The following is a 24135-nucleotide window of genomic DNA, read 5'->3' on the forward strand; positions in this document are numbered from 1 at the left end:
CTGGTCGACGGGTGTTGCCGGTACGGAGTGAACGGTGGTTCAATCCGGGCCCCGATCTGATCCGCCACCTGCGCTGGGAGTTGCCGCCGTGACCACACACGAGGTCGTCAACCAGGTCCCGCCGATGGTCGGCCACGACACCGCCGACGACCCGGCGCTGTGCGACGGCGTGGCCCGCGAGGGCGCCGGCTGGGCGCTGCCCGGGCTGCACGAGCTGGGCCGGCTCGCCGGTGGCGAGGAGGCCGCCGAGCACGGCCGGCTCGCCAACGAGCACCCGCCGGTGCTGCGCACCCACGACCGGTACGGCCACCGCGTCGACGAGGTGGAGTTCCACCCGTCCTGGCACGAGCTGATGCGTACCGCCGTCGGTCACGGCCTGCACGCCGCGCCGTGGGCCGACGACCGGCCGGGCGCGCACGTGGCCCGCGCGGCCGGCTTCTACCTGTGGCGGCCCGACGCCGGGCACGGCTGCCCGATCTCGATGACCTACGCGGCCGTGCCCGCGCTGCGGCACAGCCCGGACCTGGCCGCCCGCTACGAGCCGCTGCTCACCACCCGTGAGTACGACTTCGGGCTGCGCCCGCCGCAGACCAAGCGCGGCCTGCTCGCCGGCATGTCGATGACCGAGAAGCAGGGCGGCTCGGACGTGCGCGCCAACACCACCACGGCCCGGCCGGAGCCGGACGGCAGCTACCGGCTCGTCGGGCACAAGTGGTTCACCTCGGCGCCCATGTGCGACCTTTTCCTCACCCTCGCCCAGGCGCCCGGCGGCCTCACCTGCTTCCTGGTCCCCCGGGTGCTGCCCGACGGCACCCGTAACCCGATGCGGCTGATGCGGCTCAAGGACAAGCTCGGCAACCGCTCCAACGCCTCCGCCGAGGTCGAGTACGAGCACGCGGTGGCGTGGCGCGTCGGCGACGAGGGCCGGGGCGTGCGCACCATCATCGACATGGTCAACCTGACCCGGCTGGACTGCGTGATCGGCGCGGCGGCCGGGATGCGCCACGGCGTGACCACCGCCGTGCACCACGCCACCCACCGGCGGGCGTTCGGCGACTACCTGGCCGACCAGCCGCTGATGCGCAACGTGCTGGCCGACCTGGCGGTGGAGTCCGAGGCCGCCACCGTCCTGATGGTCCGGCTGGCCGGCGCGACCGACCGGTCCGCGCGCGGCGACGACGGCGAGACCGCGTTCAAGCGTCTCGCCCTGGCAGTCGGCAAGTACTGGGTGTGCAAGCGCTGGCCGGGGCACGCCGCCGAGGCGCTGGAGTGCCTGGGCGGCAACGGCTACGTGGAGGAGTCCGGCATGCCGCGGCTGTTCCGTGAGTCGCCGCTGAACTCGATCTGGGAGGGCTCCGGCAACGTCGCCGCCCTCGACGTGCTGCGCGCGCTCACCCGGGAACCGCAGGTGCTCGCCGCGTACGAGGCGGAGGTGGCCGCCGCGGCCGGCGCGGACGCCCGGCTGGACGCGGCGGTGCGACGGGTCCGCGACGAGCTGGCCGACCACACCGACCTGGAGCTGCGCGCCCGGCGGGTGGTGGAGCGGCTGGCGCTGGTGCTGCAGGGCGCGCTGCTGGTGCGCCACGGCCACCCGGCGGTCGCCGACGCGTTCTGCGCGTCCCGGCTCGACGGCGACCACGGGCAGGCGTACGGGACGCTGCCGGGCGGGCTGGATCTGGCAGCGATCATCGTCCGCGCCACCCCGAAGGTCGGCTGACGGCGTGGTGATGCGGCTCGCCTCGGTACACCTGTATCCGGTCAAGTCCCTCGGCGGCGTGGACGTCGACCGGGCCGACGTCGAGCCGTGGGGGCTGCGTCACGACCGCCGCTGGCTGGTGCTGCGCCCGGGCGGCGGCAAACTGGGCTCGACCGCCCTGCCGGCGCTGCTCGGCCTGACCGCCGCGCCCGGCCCCGGGTCGATCACGCTCACCGCCCGCGACGGGTCGTCGCTGACGGTCGCCGAACCGGTCGACGGCCCGCCGGTCCCGACCGACGTGTCCCGGCTGGACACGGTCCGGCTCGCCGCCGACGAGGCCCACGACTGGCTCTCCGCCCGGCTGGGCCGTCCCGTACGGCTGGCCTGGCTGGACGATCCGCGCCGCCGGCCGATGTCTGCCGAACACGGCGGTGGACCCGGTGATCCGCTGAACCTCTCCGACGCCGGACCGCTGCTGGTCGCCACGGCGCCGTCGCTGCGGCGGCTGCGGGACTGGATCGTCGAGGGCGCGCTGGAACGCGGCGAGCCCGCGCCGGAGCCGCTGGCGATGGCCCGGTTCCGGCCGACTGTGGTGCTGGACGGACCGCTCGAACCGTTCGCCGAGGACGGCTGGACGCGGGTGCGCATCGGCGCCGTCGACTTCCGGGTGTCCGAACGCTGCGACCGCTGCTCGGTGACGCTCATCGACCCGGAGACCCTGGCGCGCGGGAAGGAACCGATCCGCACGCTGGCCCGGCACCGGCGCTACGACGGCAAGACCTGGTTCGGCGTCCGGCTGGTCCCGCTGACCACCGGGGAGATCCGGGTCGGAGACGAGTGCGAGGCGACATGACAGGCCGCACCCGCCTGCCACCGGCCCGGGTGCGGTGGAGCAGGCCGTCACACCTGCGTGGGCCGCAGGCGGTCGCGGTGACGTCGGGGTACGTGGTGGCGCACGAACGCGCCACCCGCCTGGTCGGGCTGGACGCCGCGACCGGCGACGCGCGCTGGGACGTACCGCTGGGCACCTGGCCCCGAGCGGTGGTCGTTGCGGGCGAGCGGTGCTGGGCGCTGCCGCAGAACCGGGACGAGGTGGACTGCCTCGACCTGCGCACCGGAGCGCTGGCGTGGCGCACGGCGGTGCCACCGTACACCGGTCATCTCGTGGTGGGCGGGGACACCGTGCTGGTGGGCGGGTGGCGCGGCTACACCGCACTGCGCGCGCTGGACCGGGAGACCGGGACGACGCGGTGGGCCACCGCCGCGCGGGTGGCCACGGTACGGCCCGCGGTTGCCGGTGGCGTCGTCGTGGTGGGTGCCCATGGAGGGTCCGAGCTGCGAATACTCAACGCCGGCAGCGGCGACGAGGTGCGCCGGCTCGCCCTGCCCGAGCCGCTGACGGACAGCGACCACTCCCCGGCCCTCGTCACCGTCGACGACGACCACGTGCTGCTCCGGTGCGGCCCGCGCACGATCCGGCGGGTCCACCTCGGATCCGGCGACGGCGAGGAGTTCTTCCGCGCCGAGGCCGACCTCACCCCGGACTCGCCCTCCGTCACGGGCACCCTCGCCTGGGTACGCGACAACCGGGGCGGCCTGACCGCCGTCGACGTGACCACCGGCGCCGTCCACCGGCGGGTGGGTCCGGGCGATCCGCCGGCGGAGGGCGTCGCGCCGGTCGGCGACAGTCACGTGGTGGCTCGACGGTCCGGCGTCCTCCTGCTCGTGGACGACGACGGCGTCCACGAGCGGACCACCGCGCTACGCCGGATCGACTCCCTGCACGCCCTCGACCCGGAGACCGTGCTGCTCGCCGGGGCGGGTGGACTGAGCGCGTTCAGCCCGACCTGACCGGCCGGGACCGCCACTCGTCGGCCAGGATCGCGTAGACGAGCTGGTCGGCCCAGCCGTCCCGGAACCGGTAGCTGCGCACGTGCCGCGCCTCCCGCCGCATGCCGAGCCGGGCCATCAGGCGCGCCGACGGCGCGTTGTCCGCGTGGCAGCGGGCCATCACCCGGTGCAGCCCGAACGCGCCGAAACCCCAGTCCAGCAGCGCGCCGGCCGCCTCCGTGGCCAGCCCCCTGCCGCCGTGGTCGGGGTGGAAGACGTACCCCAGCTCGGCGGTGCGGTCCGCGGCGCTGCGCCACACCAGCTCGACCGCGCCGATCACCCGCGCGTCGCGCACCACGGCGAGCGTCAGGCAGTCGCCCTCCGCGCGCAGCGCGTCCTCGCCGGTCATCGCGGTCACCGACGACAGGGACTCCGCCCGGGTACGCGGCGCGGCGCCGGCCATCCAGCGGACCACGTCCGGGCGGCGCTGCCAGGCGTGCACGTCGTCGAGGTCGTCGAGCGTGACCGGGCGCAGCAGCAGCCGGGGCGTGCGCAGCGGGTACGCCGGGTGGGTCATCCGGCGATGGTAGGAGGAACCTAGGGTGGGCCGCATGGTCGTTTCCGCCGACGAGGGCAACCCGCTCACCCAGCTCACGCTCGACCAGCTCCGGCAGCGCACGAGCGTGAAGTGGCGGCTCTACCCGCCGGACGTGCTGCCGCTGTGGGTGGCCGAGCAGGACGTGCCGCTGGCGCCGCCGGTGGCCGAGGCGCTGCGCCGGGCGGTCGAGCTGGGCGACACCGGCTACGCGTACGGCACCGGGTACGCCGAGGCGGTCGGCGGGTTCGCCGCGCAGCGGTGGGGCTGGGCCGACTTCCCGGTCGGCCGGACCTCGCTCGTACCGGACGTGATGATGGGTACGGTCGAGGTGCTGCGCCTGGTCACCGGCCCGGGTGACGCGGTGGTGGTCACTCCCCCGGTCTACCCGCCGTTCTACGCGTTCGTCGCCAACGCCGGGCGGCAGGTCCTCGAGGCGCCGCTCGGCGCGGACCTGCGGCTCGACCCGGCCGCGCTGGAGGAGGCGTTCCGGCGGGCCCGCGCGATCGGCGACCGCCCGGCGTTCCTGCTCTGCAACCCGCACAACCCGACCGGTGTGGTGCACCGGCCCGACGAGCTGGCCACCGTCGCCGAGCTGGCCGCGCGGCACGGCGTACGGGTGGTGGCCGACGAGATCCACTCGCCGCTGGCGCTGCCCGGCGCGCGGTTCACCCCGTACCTGACGGTGCCGGGTGCGGAGAACGCGTTCGCGCTGGTGTCCGCGTCGAAGGCGTGGAACCTGGCCGGGCTCAAGGCGGCGCTGGCGGTCGCCGGGCCGGACGCGGCGGACGACCTGGCCCGGATGCCGGAGGAGGTCAGTCACGGCCCCAGCCACCTCGGGGTGCTCGCGCACACGGCCGCGTTCCGAGCCGGCGGGCCGTGGCTGGACCGGCTGCTCGACGGCCTCGACGCGAACCGGGCGCTGCTCGGGTCACTGCTGAGCGACCACCTGCCGACCGTGTCGTGGCAGCCGCCCGAGGGCACGTACCTGGCCTGGCTGGACTGCCGGCGCCTCGGCGTACCCACCGAGGCGGGCGACGGACCGGGCGTGGCGAGCGACGTGGCCGGTCCGGCGCGGATGTTCCTCGACCGGGCCCGGGTGGCGCTCAGCTCCGGGCACGTCTTCGGCAGCGGCGGCGCCGGGTTCGTGCGGCTCAACTTCGCCACCTCCCCCGCCGTGCTCACCGAGGCGGTCGCCCGGATGGGCCGGGCGGCGGCGACCGCCTGACGTGCGGCTCAACGGGCGGCCACGCGTACCCCCTGGTTGTCGCCCTCGGACAGGAACGACGCCACGGCGCCGCCCTCGGCGGTGACCGCCGTGCGCTCGGCGCGGGTGAACGCGCGCAGCGGCGTGACCACCACGACGCCCGCGTCGACCGTCCAGGTGGCGGCGACCCGGCCGTCGACGAGCACGAACCGGGCCCCGGCCACGGAGAGGTTGCGGTGGGCGTCGTCGATGATCCGGCTGCGGTCGTGGTAGCCGAGCACGGCGTTGTCGAAGGCGGGCAGGAACCGTACCGGCGCGGGGGTGTCCGGGTCGGGCCGGGGCGCGTCCGGCAGATCCAGCAGCGTGCGGCCCCGCGCGTCCCGGAAGGCCACCAGCTCGTCGCGGACCGCGGCCACCGCGGCGGGCAGCCCGGCGAGGCCGCACCAGGCGCGCAGGTCCGCCGACGCGGCCGGCCCGAACGCGGCCAGGTAGCGCCGCACCAGCGCCCGCCCGGCCGGGTCGTCGCCGTCCGGGCCGGGCGGTTCGGCGTCGCGGCCCAGCCACCGGGCCAGAGCGACGGTACGGACGCCGGCCGTGGTCCGCCACAGTCCGCGCGGCGGCGCCTGCACGGCCGGCACCAGCGCGAGCACGATCTCGCCGAGCGCCCGCCGATCGGTCGCCGGCCAGCGCGCGGCGAGCGCCCCCACGATCTCGGCGGTGGTGCGGGGCTCGCCGTCGGCCAGGATCTCCCGGGCCGCCGCGGCGAGTTCGTCGAGGTCGACCCCGTCGAACTCGCCGCGGTAGACGCCCAGCACCCGCTGCCGCAGCATCGCGTCGTGCCGGGACCGCCAGGCCAGCACGTCGTCCGCGGCGAGCAGGTGCACGGTGCGGCGCATCAGGTGGGTACGCACCAGGCGGCGGCGCACCAACAGGTCCGACAGGACCGCCGGGTCGAAGGCCCGCAGCCGCGACCAGAGCCCGACGTACGGCTCCTGCGGCTCCTGGGCCTGCAACCCGCACAGGTGCGCCACCGCGTCGGCCACCGGCAGGTCGGCGCGGTCGAGCAGCAGTTGCCGGGCGAGCGTCGCCCGGTTGAGCGCACGCCGGTCGAGCACTGTCACGGCTTCGTTCTCCGGCCGGCTCAGGTGGTGGTCTGGCCGTCGATGCTCTCGCGCAGGATGTCCGCGTGCCCGGCGTGCTGCGTGGTCTCGGCGATGACGTGGATCAGCACCCGCCGGACGCTGCGGACCGAACCGGGCTCGTTCCACGGCGCGTCCGGGACCGGCCAGGTGGCCGACAGGTCCTCGACGCCGGCCACGATCTCCTCGGTACGGGCGGCGACGCGGGCGTACCGGTCGAGGATGGCCGGCAGCGTGTCCTCGGGCAGCATCTGGAAGTCCCGTCCCCGCTCGATCGCCCACTGCGGCAGCTCGCGGGCCTGCCCGGACATGAAGTCCTCCCAGGTGACGCCCTCGGGCATGGCAAAGGACATCGCCGAGGGGCCCTCGACCACGAACCGCAGCCACGCCTCCTCGGTGGACGCGACGTGCTTGATCAGGCCGCCCAGGCAGAGCGCGCTGACGGTCGGCTTCTGCCCGGCCTGCTCGTCGGTCAGGCCACGGACCGTGTTGATCAGCATGTTCCGGGCCTCGGCGAGCTCGGCCAGCAGGTCGGTCCGCTCGGCGTCCAGGGTGGTGGGGGTCGTGGTGGTGCCGGTCATCGTCATCGGTTCCTTCCGGTCCTGATCGGGTACGGGTCCACCCTCGCAGGCATAGCGGTCAGGAAGTGTCCTCTTCTCGCGGCAGAATGCGTGTCGTGCCGAAGACCTCCGCCCGACTGCTCGCCCTGCTGTCCCTGTTGCAGGCGCGACGCGACTGGCCCGGATCGCTGCTCGCCGAACGGCTGCGGGTCAGCCCGCGTACCGTGCGCCGCGACGTCGACCGGCTGCGGGAGCTGGGCTATCCGATCGAGAGCGCCAAGGGGCCGGACGGCGGCTACCGGCTGGGCGCCGGCTCGGCGCTGCCGCCGCTGCTCTTCGACGACGAGCAGGCGGTCGCCCTCACCGTGGCGTTGCAGACCGCCGCCGGTGGGGTGACCGGCATCGAGGAGGCGGCCGCGCGGGCGCTGACCACGGTGCGGCAGGTGATGCCGGCGCGGCTGCGGCACCGGGTGGACGCGCTGCGGGTGGTCGACGTGCAACGCGCCGGCACGCCGGCACAGCACCGGGTGGAACCGGCGCTGCTGATCACGTTGAGCGCCGCCGTGCACGCCCGCGAGGAGCTGCGCTTCGACTACGAGTCGGTGTCCGCGACGCCGCCGGTCGCGGGCCGGCCGCCGCGCCGGGTGCAGCCGCACCACCTGGTCACCTGGGGCGGCCGCTGGTACCTCGTCGCCTGGGACCTCGACCGCGACGACTGGCGCACGTTCCGGGTCGACCGGATCAGCCCGCGTACGCCCACCGGCCCCCGGTTCACGCCCCGCGAGCTGCCCGGCGGGGACGTGGCCGCGTACGTCGCCGGCCGGTTCAAGGGCGCCACCGGGCCGGGCGACTGGCCCTGCCGCGGGGAGGTGATCCTCGACCTGCCCGCCCGGGTGGTGTCCGGGTGGACCCGCGACGGGATCGTGGAGGCGCTGGGCCCGGACCGCTGCCGGCTGGTGCTGGGCGCCTGGTCGTGGCCCGGGCTGGCCGCTGTGCTCGGCCGCTACGACGCCGACATCGAGGTGGTCGGGCCGCCGGAGCTGCGCGAGGCGTTCGCCCGCCTGGCCCGCCGTTACGCAGCCGCCGCCCAGGCCCCGGACGCGCCGCGCAGCGGTTGACCGCCTCCCACTGCCCCGGTCGTGCCGGGGGTGTCAGTCGGTCGGCAGGAGCGGGCGCATGAACGTGCGCTCGTACCGCAGGACGCAGCCCGACTCCTCGCGGATCCGGTCGGCGGCGACGAACTCCGGGTCCACTCCGAACCGGGCCCGGTACTGCTCGTACGCCGCCAGGCTGGAGAAGCTGAACAGCGCCTCGGCCCGGTCGCTGGCGCCCTCGGCGGGCAGGAAGTAGCCGTGGTGCACGCCGCCGTGCCGTGCCACCAGCCGCATCCAGGTACGGGCGAAACGCTCGAACGCCTCGAGCTGCGCGGGGTCGATCGTGTAGTGCACGACGCAGGTGATCACGCGGCCACGATAGCGGCGGCCGGTCAGGCGGCGGAGCGGCGGTCGCCGGGGTCGGTCGTGTCGGCCAGGCCCGCGTACCGCCCCCGGTGGTAGAGCAGCGGCGAGCCGACGTCGGCGTGCCGGAGCAGTTCCGGTTCGGCAAGCACCACGGCGTGGTCCCCGACGACAACCCGGTCCACCACCCGGCACAGCAGCCAGGCCAGCGTGTCGTCGAGGACCGGCACCCCTTCCGGGCCGGGCCGCCAGCGGGTCGGCCCGGCGAACCGGTCGATCCCGCTGGTGGCGAACGTCCGGGCCAGCTCGTGCTGGCCGTGCCCGAGCAGGTGCACCCCGACGTGCCGGGCCCGGGACACCACCGGCCAGCTCGACGCCCCCCGGTCCAGGCAGAACGAGACGATCGGCGGTCGCAGCGACACCGCGGTGAACGAGGTGGCGGTGAACCCGGCCGCGGGCGGACCGGCGGCGGTGACCACTGTGACGGTGCTGGCCTGGTGCCGCAGCAGCGTCCGCAGCGCGTCGGCGTCGGCGTCGACCGGGGTGTCGGCGGGCTCGGTCACGGCGTTCCTCCAAGGTGTACGGGGGCGGGACGGCGGTCAGGCCGTGAAGCCGTGGAACAGCACCGACGCCAGCCCGAGGGCCAGCACCAGGTTGAACACGGTGGCGGCGGCGAACACGGTCACCGGCCGCCAGCCGGCCTCGCGCAGCGACGACACGCGGACCTCCAGGCCGATGCTGACGAAGGCCAGGATGAGGAACCAGACGCGCAGGTCGGTGACGACCGCCATCGTGGCCTTGCCGTCCGCGCCCGCGGTGTCGAGGTACCAGGTGGCGATCACCGAGGCGGCGACGAACCCGAGGACGAACTTCGGGAACCGGCGCCACAGCTCGCCGAGCCCGGGGCGCGGGGCGTCCGGCCGCCGCTCCACCCGCAGCGCGAAGTACGCGGTGAGCGCCACCGCGACCACGCCCATCAGCGCGTTCTGGGTGACCTTGACGATGCTGGCGATCTGGAGCGCGTCCTCACCGGCGAGCGCGCCGGCAGCGGTCACGGCGGCGGTGGTGTCGATGTTGCCGCCGATCCAGGCGCCGGCGACCGCGTCGGAGAGGCCGAGCACGTCGGCCAGCCACGGCAGCAGGAAGATCGACGGCAGCGCGAACGCGATGACCAGGCTGGCCGTGTACGCGAGCTGTTCCCGGCGTGCGCGGACCGCGCCGGCGGCGGCGATCGCGGCGCTCACCCCGCAGATCGACACCGCCGAGGCGAGCAGCGCCCGCAGCTTCTCGTCCAGACCGAACCGCCCGGCCAGCCACCAGGTGAACAGGAACACGCCGCTGATCAGCAGCAGCGCCTGGGCGATGGCGGGACCGGCGGCGCTCGCGATGACTGCCAGGTTGATCGAGGCGCCGAGCAGCACCAGGCCGGTCTTGATGAAGAACTCGGTACGGAACGCGGCGGAGATCCGGTCCCGCAGGCCGGTCACGGTGACGACGAGGTTGCCGAGCAGGCCGAGCAGGATCGCGTAGACCGGGTACTCGATCGCGGCGGCCACGTCCTCGACCGCGCTGCCCTCGGCCCAGACCGGCACGTTCTGTTCCAGGTAGCGGGTGAGCGCGGCGAGACCGAACACCACCAGCAGGCCCAGGACGGTCCACACCCAGAACGCGCCGGAACGCAGATCGGCCGAGGGCGTGGCGTCCGACGGTGTGCGGTCCGATCGGTCCACTGAGGTCGCGGCGGCCGGGGCGTCCGCGGTGGAGGCCGCGGACGACCCGGCGGCGGTGCTGTGGGTGGCGGATTCCGGGGCGCCGGCCATCACGGCACCAGCCCGGCGGGGATGGCGCCGGCCAGCACCAGGAGCAGCAGCGCGAGGCCGAGGACGGTGGCTGCCCAGTCCTCGTTGAGGGCGAGCCGGGAGTGGCCAGCGGTGGGCGGTTCGGGTGGCGTGGGCGCGTTGCTCATGCGGGCTCCTACGGGTACGCGCGGGCGACGGAGGGCAGCCGGAGGCGAGGGGTGACGGGGGATCATCGACCCCAACGAGAGTTTCCTACTTAACTAGTAGGATTACAAGGTCTTCCCGGGCCCCGGCTCGCCACCGGCACGCTCGGCCACCACCACCGAGATGCCGTCGAGCACCCGCTGGAGGCCGAACTCGAAGGCGTGGTCCGGCCCGTACGCCGCGCCGTGCGCCATGCCCGCGGCGGTGCCGACCCGCGCGGCGAGCGGGAAGCTGCCGGCGGTCATGAACTTCTCCAGCCAGGGCCCGTGCGTCCGCCACCACTGGTCGTCGGTCATCCCGGTCTCACGTTCCAGCTCGGCCACGTCCAGCGCGACCCGGGCCGCGTTCTTGGCGTGCCCCAGCACGAGCGTGAGCACCGCGTCCATCTCCACGTCGTCGAGCCCGATGTCCGCCACGGCGTGCAGCTCGTAGTCGTACTTGGCGAGCACGTTCGGGCCGAGCACCGGCCGGGTCGTCTCGGCGCGCAGCAGCCACGGGTGGGCCCGGTAGAGAGCGAGGTTGTCCCGCGCGATGCGTTCCAGCCGGCCCCGCCAGCCACCCGGCACGTCGGCCGGGCGCGGCAGGTCACCGAGGACGGCGTCCACCATGACGTCGAGCAGTTCCGCCTTACCCGGCACGTACGTGTAGACGGACATGGTGCCCACGCCGAGCGCCTCGCTGACCCGGCGCATGGTGAGCGCGTCGATGCCCTCGGCGTCGGCGATCTCGATCGCGGTGCGCACGATCCGGTCGACGCTGAGACCGGGACCGGCGCCACGGCTGGCCGGTTCCCGGGTGCGCCAGAGAAGGGCCAGGCTGCGGGCGGGATCGGCCTTGCGCCGGCGCTCCTTCGACATGGTGCCGTCATCCTACCGGCCGGGCCGGTCACCGGACGGCGGCGGGACGCCGGAAAAGGGCAGCCCGAGAATTGTTCGCGCAAAAAGAATGGCGGGTTCTCCCGCCACTACCAACATATAGCGCACCCCCGGTCTTGCCGCAAGACCGGGGTCGGGGCGCACAATTGCCGGCCGTAACCCATTGCCGTGCCATTCGAAAAGCCGCGAAGAGCGGAGGCTCGGCCGTGCCCGTGATCGGAGACGAGTTGAATCTGCCTGCCACGAGCGTTTTCGATCTACCCGAGCGACTGTCGGCGAAGGCCGACCCCGAGCTGATCGCCGCCGACGAGCGGCACTTCGCCGCCATCGCGGACAGCCTGCGCCGCTCGATCGCCGACCTGACCGACCGGCTCGACGCGACGCGCCGGGCCGCGGGCGGCCGGGGCCGGCAGGCGGTCGACCGGGACCAGGAGGTCCGGCGGCTGAGCGCGCGCCTGCGTACGCTGCGCCGTTACGGCCTGGACCTGTGCCTGGGCCGGATGGTCGGCGCGGACGGCGGCGAACCGGTGTACGTGGGCCGGCTCGGCCTGACCGACGGCGCGGGCGGCCGGTTGCTGCTGGACTGGCGCTCCCCCGCCGCCGAGCCGCTCTTCGGCGCGACGCACGCCGACCCGATGGGCCTGGTCAGCCGCCGCCGGTATCGGTGGACCGCGGGCCGGATCACCGACTACTGGGACGAGGTGTTCACCGCCGACGGGCTGGCCGGGCACGCCGCGCTGGACGACCAGTCGGCGTTCATCGCCAGCCTGGGCGCGACCCGGTCGGCGCGGATGCGCGACGTGCTCGGCACCATCCAGGCCGACCAGGACGCGATCATCCGGGCCGGTTCCCGGGGCGCGCTGGTGGTGGACGGCGGTCCCGGCACCGGCAAGACGGTGGTGGCGCTGCACCGCACCGCGTACCTGCTGCACGCCGATCCACGGCTGGGCGAGCGCCGGGGCGGGGTGCTGGTGGTCGGGCCGCACCAGCCGTACCTGAACTACGTCTCCGACGTGCTGCCCAGCCTGGGTGAGGAGGACGTGCAGATCTGCACGCTGGCCGACCTGGTGCCGGAGGGCGCGGCGGCGGCGCGGGAGGCCGACCCGGAGGTGGCGCGGCTGAAGGCGTCCGGGGAACTGGTGCGCGTTGTCGACGCCGCGGTCCGCTTCTACGAGGAGCCGCCCACGGCCGGAATGACTGTCGGGGTCGGGGACGCGGAGCTGCGGCTGACCGCCGACGACTGGGCGACGGCGTTCGAGGCGGCCGGGCCGGGTGTCCCGCACAACGAGGCCCGCGACGAGGTGTGGGAGGAACTGCTCACGATCCTGCTGGAGAAGTACCGCGGCGACGAGCCGGAGGAGGCGGTCCGCCGGGCGCTGGGGCGCGACCGGGAACTGGTCACCGCGTTCGGCCGGGCGTGGCCGCTGCTCGACCCGCTCGACGTGGTGGCCGACCTGTGGTCGGTGCCGGCCTACCTGCGCCGGTGCGCCCCGTGGCTGAGCGTCGAGGAGATCCGTACGCTGCGGCGGGCCGACCCTCGAGCCTGGACGGTGGCGGACCTGCCGTGGCTGGACGCGGCCCGGCGGCGGGTCGGCGACCCGGAGGCGTCGCTGCGGCGGCGCCGCGACGAGGGGGTGCTGGCCGCGCAGCGCGCCGAGATGGACACGGTGGTCGACGCGCTGATCGCGTCGCACGCCTACGACGACGGCGAGGGTCTGATGACCATGCTGTACGGCGAGGACATGCGCACCAGCCTGGTCGACTCCAGCGTGTTGAGCGCGGTCGATCCGGACCTGCTGGCCGGGCCGTTCGCGCACGTCGTGGTGGACGAGGCGCAGGAGCTGACCGATGCGCAGTGGCAGATGCTGCTGGCGCGCTGCCCGTCGCGCAGCTTCACCGTGGTCGGTGACCGGGCGCAGGCGCGGCACGGGTTCACCGAGTCGTGGCCGCAGCGGCTGGCGCGGGCCGGGTTCGACCGCGTCGAGGTGGCGACGCTGTCAGTCAACTACCGCACTCCGGCCCAGGTGATGGCGGCGGCCGAACCGGTGATCCGGGCCGTGCTGCCGGATGCCAACGTGCCCACGTCCATCCGCGACGGCGCTCCGGTGCGATACGGCGCCCGCGCCGAGCTGCGCGCGGTGGTGGACGGCTGGCTGGCCGCCCACAGTGAGGGCGTCGCGTGCGTCATCGGCGATCCGGCGTTCCCGGCCTCGGAGCGGGTCCGGTCGCTGAGCCCGGTGCTGGCCAAGGGGCTGGAGTTCGACCTGGTGGTGCTGGTCGACCCGGAGGCGTTCGGCGACGGGGTCGCCGGGGCGGTGGACCGGTACGTCGCGATGACCCGGGCCACCGGCGAACTGGTCGTGCTGACCGGGCCGTGACCGTGCCCCGGGGGCGGCGCACGCACCGCCCCCGGGGTCCGGCTCAGCGGCTCAGCGCCCGGTACCGGCGCAGCGACAGCGGCAGGAACACCGCGACCAGCACCAGCGGCCAGAGCACCGCCAGCAGCGGGTGATGCGCGGCCACCCACGAGTCGCCGCCCCACCCGGGGTTGCCGAACAGCTCGCGGGTGGCCCCGACGGTCGCGGACAGCGGATTCCACTCGGCGACCGCGCCCAGCCACGCGGGCATGGTGGACGGCGCCACGAACGCGCTGGACAGGAAGCCCAGCGGGAACTCCAGCGTCTGCACGGCCGTCACCGCGCTCTGCCCCTTCACGGTCAGGCCGAGGAAGACGCCAACCCAGACCAGCGCGAACCGCAGCAGCAGGATCAGCCCGAGCGCGGCGAGCGTGTCGCCGACGTCGCCGCGCGCCCGCCACCCGATCGCCAGGCCGACGAGCAGCATGACGGCGAGCGTCACCACCGCGAACATCAGGTCGGCCACAGCGCGGCCGAGCAGCGGGGCCAGCCGGGACACCGGCATCGATCGCAGCCGGTCGGTGACGCCGCGCTCCAGGTCCGCCGAGACCGCCATGGTGGTCATGCTGATGCCGAAGACCATCGTCATGGCGAACATGCCGGGCATCAGGAACTCGCGGTAGCTGCCACCGCCTGGTACCTGGAGCGCGCCGCCGAACAGGTACGCGAACATCAGCACCATCAGGATGTCGAAGCCCAGCGAGCCGACCAGCGGGCCGGGCTCACGCCGCCAGTGCGCCAGCGCACGACCGGTCAGCGTCAGGCCGTCACCGGCCAGCGACGCGCGCCGGGCCGGGGTCACCGTCGCGGTCACGCGGTCACCTCCACGCCGGTCCGGTCGGCGGACGGCCCGCCGGTGAGCTGGAGGAACACCTCGTCCAGTGTGGGTCGCCGCAGCGCCACGTCGGCCACGTCCACGCCGTCGGCGTCGAGCGCGCGCAGCACCTCGGTCAGCGCGCCGGCCCGGTCGCCGACCTGGGCGCTGACCGCCCGGCGGTCCCTGTCGACTGCCGGTTCGGCGCGGGCGACGGCGCGCAGCCGTCCGGCGGCGGTGGCCAGGTCGGCGGCGTCGCGGACGACCAGCTCGATCCGGTCGCCGCCGAGGCGTGACTTGAGCGCGTCGGGGGTGCCCTCGGCGATCACCCGCCCGGCGTCGAGCACGCAGACGCGGTCGGCGAGCTGGTCGGCCTCGTCCAGGTACTGCGTGGTGAGCAGCACCGTGGTGCCGGCGCGCACCAGATCCCGTACCGCCTCCCACACCTCGTTGCGCCCGCGCGGGTCCAGCGCCGTGGTCGGCTCGTCGAGGAACAGCACCGACGGCGCGAGGATCATCCCGGCGGCCAGGTCGAGGCGGCGGCGCATGCCACCGGAGTACGTGCGTACCGGCCGCCCGCCGGCGTCGGCGAGCCCGAACCGGTCGAGCAGTTCGCCGGCCCGCCGTCGCGCCCCGGCCCGGTCCAGGTGGAACAGACGGCCGAAGATCACCAGGTTCTCCCGCCCGCTGAGCGCCTCGTCCACCGCCGGGTGCTGCCCGACCAGGCCGATGCGGTGGCGCACCCGGTCGGCCTGCCCGGCCACGTCGTAGCCGGCGACCTCTGCTCGCCCGGCGTCGAAGCGCAGCAGCGTCGCGAGAATGCGGACGGCTGTGGTCTTGCCGGCGCCGTTCGGGCCGAGCAGCCCGCACACGGTGCCCGGTGGCACCCGCAGGTCGAATCCATCGAGCGCGGCCGTGTCCCCGTATCGCTTACGCAGGCCCTCCGCGAGGATCGCGTGTTCCACGTCTGTTCCCCCTCCGTCGACGAGGGCACTAACGTACAACGTACGGTATGGCGTCCGCCAATGGTTCAGTCGACCAGCCGGTGCTCCCACGCCCAGACCGCGATCTCGGTACGGTTCCGCAGGCCGAGCTTCGTCTGCACCGTCGAGACGTGGCTCTTCACGGTGCTCAGCGAGATGAACAGCTCCGCGCCGATCTCCAGGTTGGTCCGGCCCCGGGCGATCTCGCGTACCACCTCGATCTCCCGCTCGGACAACGCCGGGCGGCGCTCGTCCCGGGGTGGCGCGGGCGGCGTCAGGTGCCGCAGCAGCCGGACCGTCACCGACGGGGACACGAGCGCGTCACCCTGGTACGCCGCCCGCACGGCCTCCACCAGCAGCGCCGGACCGGCGTCCTTGAGCAGGAACCCGGCCGCTCCCCCGCGCAGCGCGCCGTAGACGTACTCGTCCAGGTCGAACGTGGTGACCACGACGACCCGCAGCGGGTCGGCCACCTCGGGCCCGGCGAGCGCCCGCGTCACCTGGAGCCCGTCGAGGCGCGGCATCCGGATGTCCACCAGGCAGACATCGGGTCGCAGGCGGCGGGCCTGGGCGACCGCGTCGACACCGTCGGACGCCTCGGCCACCACTGTGATGTCGGGCTGGTCCTCCAGGATCAGCCGCAGCCCGCCGCGGACCATCGCCTGGTCGTCGGCGAGCAGCACCCGGATCGTCATCACGCCCTCCCGTTCGGCACTACCGCCCGCACCGACCACCCGGCGCCATCCGGGCGGGGACCGGCGGTCAGCGTGCCGCCGAGGGCCTCGACGCGCTCGCGCAGGCCGATCAGGCCGTATCCGCCCCGGGACTCGGCGGGCGTGGAGGACGCGTCGTCGGTCACCTCGACCACCACCGCGTCCGGCTCCTGCGCCACGTCGACGGTGACCTGGCCGGTGTGCGGCGCGTGGCGGGCCACGTTCGTCAGCGCCTCCCGGACGATCCGGTGCACGGTGCTGGTGACCTCCGGCGGCCAGGCCGTCTCCGCCGGCAGCCGCAGCCGCACCGGCGGGCCCTGCCGGCGGAACCGCTCGACGAGTTCCTCGATCTGCTCGGTACCGGCCGAGGCCGGCGGCGCGTCAGCGGTGTCCCGCAGCAGCCCGACCAGGCGGCGCATGGCCCGCATCGCCTCGCCGCCGGCCGCCTCGATCCCGGCCAGCGACTCCGTGGCGCGCGCCGGATCCCGCCGCCCGACCAGGTGGGCGGCCTGCGCCTGCACCACCATGCCGGTGACGTGGTGGGCCACCACGTCGTGCAGCTCCCGGGCCAGTTCCAGCCGCTCGTCGCGGCGTACCCGCTCGGCTGTGACCTTCGCCCGCTCGTCGAGCAGCCGCAGCGTGAGCCCGGCGGCGACCCCGCCGAGCCAGCACAGCCCGTTGAACGCGACCACCCCCGACCCGCCCGCCCCCGGCCGGGCGGCCAGCCACGCCCCGGCCGCCACCACGAGACCACCGGCGCCGATCAGGCCGGCGGGCAGCGGCGGCAGCGCCCGTACCGCCGATCCGACCAGGACGGCCGACGCGAGCGCCAGCGCCGGCCCCGGCTCGGTGGGCAGGTCGAACAGCCGGGCCGCGACGACTGCCGACCCGGCGACGACGAGTCCGGCGGTGGCGGTGACGACGCGCTGCCTGTCGCGTACCAGAGCGAGCGCGCCGACCACGACGGCGGCCGCACCGCCGGGGAGCCAGTACGGCAGTCCCCAGCTCGCGGCGATCGCCACCGCCTGGACGCCGATCGCGGCGAGCAGCACCACGGCGAGCCCCGCCGTCGCCGCCACCCGGGTGATCCGTTCACCAGCCATGCCCAGCACGTTAGGAGATCGCGGGCCGCCGCGAACCGGCCGAAAGTAGGGGCCGTCCGAGTGCCGGACCCTGCTCCGGACCGATGCCCGCCGGTCCGGGCGTGCCCAGGATGAGTCGCATGCATCCACCACTCGCCCTGCACGCCGAGCGGCTGACCAAACGGTACGGCCGCCGCACCGCGCTTGCCGACTGTGACCTGAGCGTTCCGCGCGGGCACGTGGTCGGCCTGGTCGGCCCCAACGGCGCCGGCAAGTCCACGCTGCTGCAACTGGCCTGCGGGCTGATCGCGCCCACCTCGGGTTCGCTGACGGTGCTCGGCTCACCGCCGGCCGCCGACGCCGCGCACCTGGCCCGGGTCGGTTTCGTCGCCCAGGACACGCCGGTCTACGCCTCCCTGACCGTCGCCGAACACCTGCGGATGGGCGCCTGGCTCAACCCGTCCTGGGACGCGGCGCTGGCCCGGCGGCGCGTCGACGAGGTCGGCCTGGACCCGGCGCAGAAGGCGGGCCGGCTCTCCGGCGGCCAGCGCGCGCAACTGGCCCTCGCACTGGCCGCCGCGAAACGTCCCGAGCTGCTGATCCTCGACGAGCCGGCCGCCGCGCTGGACCCGCTGGCCCGGCGCGAGTTCATGCACGGGCTGGCCGGTTTCGTGCGGGAACTCGGCGCGGGCGCGGTGCTCTCCTCGCACCTGCTCGGCGACGTGGCGCAGGTCTGCGACCACCTGGTCGTGCTCTGTGCCGCCCGGGTGCAGGTGGCCGGTCCGGTCCCGGACCTGCTCGCCACACACCACCGGACCGCCGCCGCGTCCGCCGGGGCCGAGGTGGTCTGGGCCGAGCCCGGCCGCGTCGTGGTCCGGGGCCCGGCGGTACGCGACGGCGCGCCGGTCACGCTGGAGGAACTGGTCCTGGCGTACCTGTCCCGGGCCGCCGCCCGCCCGGCGGTGACCCGATGATCCGGATGACGCTGCGGCAGTTCCGCCTCCCGGCGCTCGTCGGCGCCGTCCTGCTGGTGCTGGCCGGCGCCTACCTGCTGCGCCTCGGCGCGGACATCCGCGCCGAGCCCGACCCGGCCCGGCTGCCCGGCCGGTACGCGCAGACGATGCTGTTCCTGGCCGGCGGGTTCGCGCTGCTGCCCGCGCTGATCGGTGCGTTCTGGGGCGCGCCGCTGGTGGCCCGGGAACTGGAGCAGGGCACGCACCGGCTGGTGTGGAACCAGAGCGTGCCACGCCGCCGCTGGCTGGCGATCAAGTTGGCGGTGCTGTCGGTGGCCGCCGCGCTCGTCGCCGGTGTGCTCGGCGCGCTGCTGACCTGGGCGGCCTCGCCCGTCGACCGGGTTGCAGGTGACCGGTTCAGCACCGTGCTGTTCGGCGCGCGCGGCATCGCGCCGGTCGGGTACGCCGTGTTCGGCCTCGTCCTCGGCGTGGTCGCCGGGCTGCTGCTCCGCCGCACCCTGCAGGCGATGGCAGTGGTGTTCCTGGCCGTGGTCGTGGTGCAGTTCGCGGTGCCGAACCTGCTGCGCCCGCACTACCTGCCGCCGGAGCGGGTCACCGTGCCGATGACCGCCGACACCGTCAACCGGGCCCGCAACCTGGGCAGCATCACCGGCTCGCCTGTGGTCGGCGGGCTGGACGTGCCTGGTGCGTGGGTCACCGACATCAGCCCGCTGCGGACCGCCGACGGGCGGCAGCTCTCCGACGCCGCGTTCGGCACCTGTTTCGGTGACCCGCCGCGTACCGGCGCCACCGGCACGTTCGGCGACACCGCGGTCTGTCTCGGCGCGCTCGACCTGCATGTGGACCTGGCGTACCAGCCGAACCGCCGGTTCTGGGCGTTCCAGTGGATCGAGCTGGCACTCCACCTCGGCGCGGCGGGTCTGCTGGCGGCGCTCGGCCTGTGGCACGTCCGGAGACGGGCCGGCTGAGCGGACGGGGCGGACGGTCCGGGCGCCACGCGCGCCCGGACCGCCGTACCTACCGCTTCAGCAGCGCCCGCAGCGCCTCGGCGATCTCGCCCGGCGCCTCCTCGGCCATGAAGTGCCCGGCAGTGGTGGTGCGGTGCTCCAGGTCCGGGGCCCACGCCCGCCACACCGCCGCCGCGTCGTAGCCGAGCGCGGCGCCCCAGTCCTGCTGGATGACGGTGGTAGGCATGGCCAGCCGCCGCCCGGCGTCCCGGTCCGCCCGGTCGTGCGTCACGTCGATCCCGGCCGACGCCCGGTAGTCGGCGACGATCGAGTCGACCGCCTCCCGGGAGGCCCGCAGGTACTCGGCGCGCACCTCCGCCGGCATGGCCGCCGGGTCACCGGCCCAGGCGTCGAGGAAGTGCCCGAAGAACGCGTCGGCGCTGCCCGCGATCATCGTCTCGGGCAGGCCGGGCGGCTGGGCCATCAGGTACAGGTGGAACGCCACCGAGGCGTTCACGCCGTGCAGCACGTCCCACATGTCGAGGGTGGGCAGCACATCAAGCGACGCCAGATGGGTGACCGCGTCCGGGTGGTCCAGGCCGGCCCGGACCGCGACCAGGGCACCCCGGTCGTGCCCGGCCAGCGCGAACCGCTCGTGCCCGAGCGCGCGGGCCAGCGCCACCACGTCGGCGGCCATCGTCCGCTTGCTGTACGTGTCCTCGGTATCAGCGGCCGGTTTGTCGCTGGCGCCGTAGCCGCGCAGGTCCGGGCAGATCACCGTGTGCTCGCCCGCCAGGTCGGCGGCGACGTGCCGCCACATCAGGTGGGTCTGCGGGAAACCGTGCAGCAGCACGACCGGGCTGCCGGAGCCACCCACCGCCACGTTCAGCGTCACACCCTCGGCGACCGGAACGCGCTGGTAGTCGAATCCCGCGATGGCGGTGCTCATCATGATCCCTCTTTCGTCTCGTCGTACCTGACCAGCGTGGCGGCACCGGATGAGCAACCGATGAGCGCGATACGGTGACCCCTGGCGAGGAGGGTCGGTGCCTGTCGGTTTCGGTGTGCTGGGTCCGGTGACGGCCTGGGACGACGCGGGTGTGCCGGTCGACCTCAAGGGGCCCCGGCACCGGGCCGTGCTGGCGCGGCTGGTCGCCGCCCGGGGCCGGACCGTGCCGGTCGGGCAGATCGTCGACGACCTGTGGGACGACCCGCCGGCCGGTGCGGTGGGCGCGGTCCGCACGTTCGTCTCGGCGCTGCGCCGCCGCCTGGAACCGCACCGTCCGCCCCGCGAGCCGGCCCGGCTGCTGGTCACCGACGGACCGGGGTACGCGCTGCGCGCCGACCCGGACACCGTCGACGCCTGGCGGTTCGAGGACACCGTGACCGCTGTCGCCGACGCGCTGCCCCGTGCGTCGCTGGACCGGCTCGACGAGGCGCTGGGCTGGTGGCGCGGGCCCGCGTACGCCGACTTCGACCAGCCGTGGGCGAACGCCGAACGTGCCCGGCTCGACCAGATCCGGCTGACCGCAGTGGAGCGGCGGGCCGAGGCGCTGCTGGCGCTGGACCGGGCCGCCGACGCCGTACCTGATCTCGACGCGCACGTCGCCGCGCACCCGTGGCGGGAGGACGGGTGGGCGCTGCTGGCGTCGGCGCTCTACCGGGCCGGACGGCAGGCCGACGCGCTCGCCGTGCTGCGCCGCGCCCGGGAACTGCTGCGCGACCAGCTCGGCCTGGACCCCGGACCGCGGCTGCGGCGGCTGGAGACCGACCTGCTGCGCCAGGCCGAACCCGAGCCGACCGGTCCGGCGCGGGTCTGGGCGGAGACCGCAGCGGCGTACGAGCGCAGCGTGGTGCCCGGCGCGCGGGCCCGGCTGGAGTCCACCGTCGGGCTGCTGCGCAGCCTCGCGGTGACCGGTCCGGGTGGACTGGAGGCGGCCCGGGACCAGCGCGAGGCGGCCATCACCGCAGCCGAGCAACTGGGCGACCCGGAGTTCACCGCGCGGGTGATCGGCGGATACGACGTACCCGCGATCTGGACCCGCTCGGACGACCCGGCGCAGGCAGCCCGGGTCGTCGCGGCGGCGGAGCGGGCCCTGGCCGGGCTGGGCCCGGACGCGCCGGAGGCGACCCGGGCCCGGCTGCTGGCCACCGTCGCGATCGAGTCCCGCGGTACGGCGTCGCCGCGACCTGCCGAGGCGGCGCGGGACGCGGAGGCGATCGCCCGGCGGGTGGCCGACCCGGCACTGCTGGCCCAGGCCCTCAACGGCGTGTACATGCAGACGTTCCACCGGACCGGGCTGGCCGCCGAGCGGGACGCGATCGGGGTGGAACTGGTAGCGCTCGCCGCCCGGCACGGCCTGGCCACAGTGGAGATCCTCGGGCACCTGATCCGGGTGCAGGCGCGGAGCGCTCTCGCCGACTTCACCAGCGCCGACGCGCACGCCGAGGCGGCGGACCGGCTCGCCGCCCGGCACGAGAGCCCGCTCGTCGGCGTGTTCACCGGCGGCTACCGGGCCATGCGGACCGCCGCCACCGGCGCCGCGTACCCGGAGGCGGAGGCCGCGTACCGGTCGTGGGCGACCCGGCTAACCGGCTGCGGGATGCCCGGCGTGGAACGCGGGCTGGCGTCGCTGGCGCTGCTCTGCCTGCGGGCGTGGCACGACCTGCCGGCCGTCTTCCCCGCCGACACCGACTGGGGGCCGTACGCGCCGTGGGCCCGCCCGCTGCTCCTGCTCGCCGACGGGCGGCGCGGCGAGGCCGCCACGGCGTTGCGCCGCACCCCGGCGCCGCCGCGTGACCTGCTCATGGAGGCGCTGTGGTGCCTGACCGGCCGGGCCGCCGTGGCGCTGGACGACCGGGACGCGATGCTGCGGGCCCGGGCCGCGCTCGCCCCGGCGGCGGGTGAGCTGGCCGGGGCGGGCAGTGGCCTGCTCACCGTCGGGCCCGTGGCCCTGCACCTGGACCGCCTCGACGCCGCACTCGCGGTGACCGGCGGTCGGGACCGTTCATGAGGGCGGCTCGGATGGCCCGCGCCCTCGGCTAGGGTGCGGCGATGGACGAGCTGAGGCACCTGTTCCGGCGCGCCGCCGACCACGCGGTCGACTACCGGCTGTCCCTGCCGGACCGGCCGGTCGGCGTACCCGTGGACCAGGCCGCGCTGAACGAGGCGTTCGCCGGCCCGCTGCCTGATGCGCCCACCCCGCCCGAGCAGGTCCTCGCGGAGCTGGTGGCCGCCGCCGAACCGGGACTCGTTGCCACCGCCGGGCCGCGCTACTTCGGCTTCGTCATCGGCGGCGCCTTGCCCGCCGCCACCGCCGCGGACATGCTGGCCGCCGGGTGGGACCAGAACGCGTTCAACGCCGTCACCTCCCCCGCCGCGGTGGCCGCCGAGGCGGCCGCCGGTACCTGGCTCAAGGAACTGCTCGGCATCCCGGCGACCGCGTCCGTCGGGTTCGTCACCGGCGGGCAGGCCGCGAACACCGCCGGGCTCGCCGCCGCCCGCCACCAGATGCTCGCCGACTCCGGCTGGGACGTGGAACGGCGCGGCCTGTCCGGCGCACCGGCGGTGCGCGTGTTCGCCGGCGCCGAACGGCACGCCACCGTCGACAGGTCGCTGCAGCTGCTCGGCCTCGGCACCGACGCGCTGCGCCCGGTACCGACCGGCCCGCAGGGCGCCATCGACCCGCACGCGCTGGCGGCGGCGCTGCGCGACGCCGGTCCCGGACCGACGATCGTCTGCCTGCAGGCGGGCAACGTGAACACCGGCGCGTGCGACGACCTGCGCCGCGCCTGCGACCTGGTCCACCGGTACGGCGGCTGGGCGCACGTGGACGGCGCGTTCGGGCTGTGGGCGGCCGTCAGCCCGTCGACCCGGCACCTGGTGGACGGGCTGGAGGCGGCCGACTCGTGGGCGTGCGACGGCCACAAGTGGCTGAACCTGCCGTACGACACGGCGTTCGCGTTCTGCGCCCGGCCCGACGCGCATGCGGCGGCCATGTCGCTCACGGCCGCGTACCTCGTGGGTTCCGGTGGTGTGCCCGTAGGCGCGGAGCTGACCGCGGAGTCCTCGCGCCGCGCCCGTGGTTTCGCGGTCTGGGCGGGCCTGCGGGAGCTGGGCCGCGACGGCGTCGCCGCGCTGGTCGAGCGGTGTTGCGCGCTGGCCCGGCGGTTCGCCGACGGGCTGAGCGCGGCCGGGTTCGAGGTGGTGAACGACGTCGTGCTCAACCAGGTGCTGGTCGGGTTCGGCGACGACGCGCGCACCGACCGGGTGGTGGCCGCGGTGCAGGCCGACGGGACGTCCTGGGCCGGTGGGACGACGTGGCGGGGGCGGCGGCTGATGCGGATCTCGGTGTCGAACGCGACCACCACTGAGGCCGACGTGGACCGTTCCGTGGCGGCGATCGCCCGGCTGGCCCGCTGAGCGGCGTCAGCCGGGCAGACGCAGCAGGTGCCGCCCGGGGAACGGGCCGCCGTGCTCCCGCTCCCAAGTGGCGAGGTGGCGCTTCTTCTCCTCCGGCGAGGGGGCGAGGAAGTCGAAGTAGGCGAGGATCACCGTGCGGGCCTCGTCGACCGTGTACGACGCTCCCGACGGCACCGGGCCGAGGCTGTCCACGCTGACGCCGGTCGGCGTGCAGCGCACCACTGCGGAGTTGCCCTCGTACTCCTCGTAGTCCGAGCGCCCGGACATCACGTCGTCGATGCACTGCAGCAGCTCAAGGCAGTCCGGGGCGTACGTCTGGATGTCGCTGACGAGCTGGGAGGCGAACGGGCGGAAACGCGCGTCACCGCTGGTCATGGTGGGCGCGCCGTTCTGATTGCGCCCGAACTGGATGTCACCCAC

24 protein-coding genes are annotated in these 24135 nt (G+C 75.1%); 10 read left to right on the forward strand and 14 right to left on the reverse strand.

Translation table 11 applies throughout. The features are described from left to right. Nucleotides 1-88 precede the first annotated feature (88 nt). Genes SM452_RS08685 through SM452_RS08695 form a run of 3 tightly spaced genes read left to right on the forward strand, consistent with a single transcriptional unit; the run spans nt 89 to nt 3547 of the window. Nucleotides 89-1717, forward strand: a complete 1629-nt coding sequence (locus tag SM452_RS08685) for an isovaleryl-CoA dehydrogenase (protein ID WP_463839667.1) — start codon at nt 89-91, stop codon at nt 1715-1717. Between the two features lie 10 nt (nt 1718-1727). Further along, on the forward strand, nt 1728-2549 hold the full coding sequence (locus SM452_RS08690) for an MOSC domain-containing protein (protein ID WP_463839723.1): 822 nt from the start codon (nt 1728-1730) through the stop codon (nt 2547-2549). Continuing rightward, the gene (locus tag SM452_RS08695) at nt 2546-3547 is read left to right on the forward strand and encodes a PQQ-like beta-propeller repeat protein (RefSeq protein WP_262015238.1); all 1002 of its coding nucleotides are present in this window, start codon (nt 2546-2548) and stop codon (nt 3545-3547) included. Before SM452_RS08690 ends, SM452_RS08695 begins: the two co-directional genes overlap by 4 nt. Here SM452_RS08695 and SM452_RS08700 read toward each other — a convergent pair. Beyond that, nucleotides 3534-4103 (reverse strand): GNAT family N-acetyltransferase, encoded by a 570-nt coding sequence (locus SM452_RS08700; protein ID WP_355509274.1) that lies wholly within the window; start codon nt 4101-4103, stop codon nt 3534-3536. The two genes, SM452_RS08695 and SM452_RS08700, sit on opposite strands and share 14 nt — an antisense overlap. 34 nt (nt 4104-4137) lie before the next feature. On the opposite strand from SM452_RS08700, the gene SM452_RS08705 reads away from it, so the two are divergent. Further along, the gene (locus tag SM452_RS08705) at nt 4138-5349 is read left to right on the forward strand and encodes a MalY/PatB family protein (RefSeq protein WP_463839668.1); all 1212 of its coding nucleotides are present in this window, start codon (nt 4138-4140) and stop codon (nt 5347-5349) included. Nucleotides 5350-5357: 8 nt separating this feature from the next. Here SM452_RS08705 and SM452_RS08710 read toward each other — a convergent pair whose 3' ends face one another. Both SM452_RS08710 and SM452_RS08715 read right to left on the reverse strand, forming a co-directional pair. Continuing rightward, nucleotides 5358-6449: a winged helix DNA-binding domain-containing protein gene (locus tag SM452_RS08710; RefSeq protein WP_355509270.1), complete on the reverse strand. Its 1092-nt coding sequence runs from the start codon at nt 6447-6449 to the stop codon at nt 5358-5360. 20 nt (nt 6450-6469) lie between these two features. Next, a complete protein-coding gene (locus SM452_RS08715) occupies nt 6470-7048 on the reverse strand; it encodes a DinB family protein (RefSeq protein ID WP_262015242.1) in 579 nt (192 codons plus the stop codon). Between the two features lie 86 nt (nt 7049-7134). On the opposite strand from SM452_RS08715, the gene SM452_RS08720 reads away from it, so the two are divergent. Next, nucleotides 7135-8145: a helix-turn-helix transcriptional regulator gene (locus SM452_RS08720; RefSeq protein WP_436798892.1), complete on the forward strand. Its 1011-nt coding sequence runs from the start codon at nt 7135-7137 to the stop codon at nt 8143-8145. A 33-nt stretch (nt 8146-8178) separates the two neighbouring features. Here SM452_RS08720 and SM452_RS08725 read toward each other — a convergent pair whose 3' ends face one another. The 5 genes from SM452_RS08725 to SM452_RS08745 all read right to left on the reverse strand — a co-directional run bounded on the left by SM452_RS08725 (nt 8179) and on the right by SM452_RS08745 (nt 11344). Beyond that, nucleotides 8179-8490: an NIPSNAP family protein gene (locus SM452_RS08725; protein ID WP_355509265.1), complete on the reverse strand. Its 312-nt coding sequence runs from the start codon at nt 8488-8490 to the stop codon at nt 8179-8181. 23 nt (nt 8491-8513) lie between these two features. Then, a complete protein-coding gene (locus SM452_RS08730; RefSeq protein ID WP_463839669.1) occupies nt 8514-9047 on the reverse strand; it encodes a flavin reductase family protein in 534 nt (177 codons plus the stop codon). Between the two features lie 36 nt (nt 9048-9083). After that, complete coding sequence (locus SM452_RS08735; protein WP_463839670.1) at nt 9084-10304, reverse strand: YeiH family protein; 1221 nt, start codon at nt 10302-10304, stop codon at nt 9084-9086. Beyond that, on the reverse strand, nt 10304-10450 hold the full coding sequence (locus tag SM452_RS08740) for a hypothetical protein (protein ID WP_262015247.1): 147 nt from the start codon (nt 10448-10450) through the stop codon (nt 10304-10306). Before SM452_RS08740 ends, SM452_RS08735 begins: the two co-directional genes overlap by 1 nt. A gap of 102 nt (nt 10451-10552) precedes the next feature. Then, nucleotides 10553-11344, reverse strand: coding sequence for a TetR/AcrR family transcriptional regulator (locus tag SM452_RS08745; RefSeq protein WP_357208869.1), 792 nt, complete (start codon nt 11342-11344; stop codon nt 10553-10555). 224 nt (nt 11345-11568) lie between these two features. Between SM452_RS08745 and helR the strand changes: the two genes are divergently transcribed. Next, on the forward strand, nt 11569-13740 hold the full coding sequence (gene helR / locus SM452_RS08750) for an RNA polymerase recycling motor ATPase HelR (RefSeq protein WP_463839671.1): 2172 nt from the start codon (nt 11569-11571) through the stop codon (nt 13738-13740). A 43-nt stretch (nt 13741-13783) separates the two neighbouring features. Here helR and SM452_RS08755 read toward each other — a convergent pair whose 3' ends face one another. The 4 genes from SM452_RS08755 to SM452_RS08770 all read right to left on the reverse strand — a co-directional run bounded on the left by SM452_RS08755 (nt 13784) and on the right by SM452_RS08770 (nt 17392). Further along, entirely contained in the window at nt 13784-14593 is an 810-nt protein-coding gene (locus SM452_RS08755; RefSeq protein ID WP_262015250.1) for an ABC transporter permease, read from the reverse strand. Then, entirely contained in the window at nt 14590-15558 is a 969-nt protein-coding gene (locus SM452_RS08760; protein ID WP_355509256.1) for an ATP-binding cassette domain-containing protein, read from the reverse strand. The genes SM452_RS08755 and SM452_RS08760 overlap by 4 nt, the downstream gene beginning before the upstream one ends. Before the next feature lie 65 nt (nt 15559-15623). After that, entirely contained in the window at nt 15624-16271 is a 648-nt protein-coding gene (locus SM452_RS08765) for a response regulator (RefSeq protein ID WP_262015252.1), read from the reverse strand. Beyond that, the gene (locus SM452_RS08770) at nt 16271-17392 is read right to left on the reverse strand and encodes a sensor histidine kinase (RefSeq protein WP_463839672.1); all 1122 of its coding nucleotides are present in this window, start codon (nt 17390-17392) and stop codon (nt 16271-16273) included. The genes SM452_RS08765 and SM452_RS08770 overlap by 1 nt, the downstream gene beginning before the upstream one ends. Nucleotides 17393-17511: 119 nt before the next feature. On the opposite strand from SM452_RS08770, the gene SM452_RS08775 reads away from it, so the two are divergent. Beyond that, on the forward strand, nt 17512-18345 hold the full coding sequence (locus SM452_RS08775; RefSeq protein WP_262015254.1) for an ABC transporter ATP-binding protein: 834 nt from the start codon (nt 17512-17514) through the stop codon (nt 18343-18345). Next, nucleotides 18342-19313 (forward strand): ABC transporter permease subunit, encoded by a 972-nt coding sequence (locus SM452_RS08780; protein ID WP_463839673.1) that lies wholly within the window; start codon nt 18342-18344, stop codon nt 19311-19313. The genes SM452_RS08775 and SM452_RS08780 overlap by 4 nt, the downstream gene beginning before the upstream one ends. A gap of 49 nt (nt 19314-19362) precedes the next feature. Here the strand turns inward: SM452_RS08780 and SM452_RS08785 are convergent, their stop codons facing one another. Further along, complete coding sequence (locus SM452_RS08785) at nt 19363-20244, reverse strand: alpha/beta fold hydrolase (RefSeq protein ID WP_355509246.1); 882 nt, start codon at nt 20242-20244, stop codon at nt 19363-19365. A 94-nt stretch (nt 20245-20338) separates the two neighbouring features. Here SM452_RS08785 and SM452_RS08790 point away from each other — a divergent pair, with 94 nt between their 5' ends. Together SM452_RS08790 and SM452_RS08795 are read left to right on the forward strand one after the other, a co-directional pair. Continuing rightward, entirely contained in the window at nt 20339-22306 is a 1968-nt protein-coding gene (locus tag SM452_RS08790) for an AfsR/SARP family transcriptional regulator (protein WP_463839674.1), read from the forward strand. A 41-nt stretch (nt 22307-22347) separates the two neighbouring features. Continuing rightward, nucleotides 22348-23715 (forward strand): pyridoxal phosphate-dependent decarboxylase family protein, encoded by a 1368-nt coding sequence (locus SM452_RS08795; RefSeq protein WP_463839675.1) that lies wholly within the window; start codon nt 22348-22350, stop codon nt 23713-23715. A 6-nt stretch (nt 23716-23721) separates the two neighbouring features. Here the strand turns inward: SM452_RS08795 and SM452_RS08800 are convergent, their stop codons facing one another. Next, nucleotides 23722-24135 carry a hypothetical protein gene (locus SM452_RS08800; protein ID WP_128136620.1) on the reverse strand — a complete coding sequence of 138 codons (414 nt, stop codon included), beginning with the start codon at nt 24133-24135 and terminating at the stop codon, nt 23722-23724.

It is taken from the genome of Micromonospora sp. SYSU B005 (assembly GCF_055362685.1).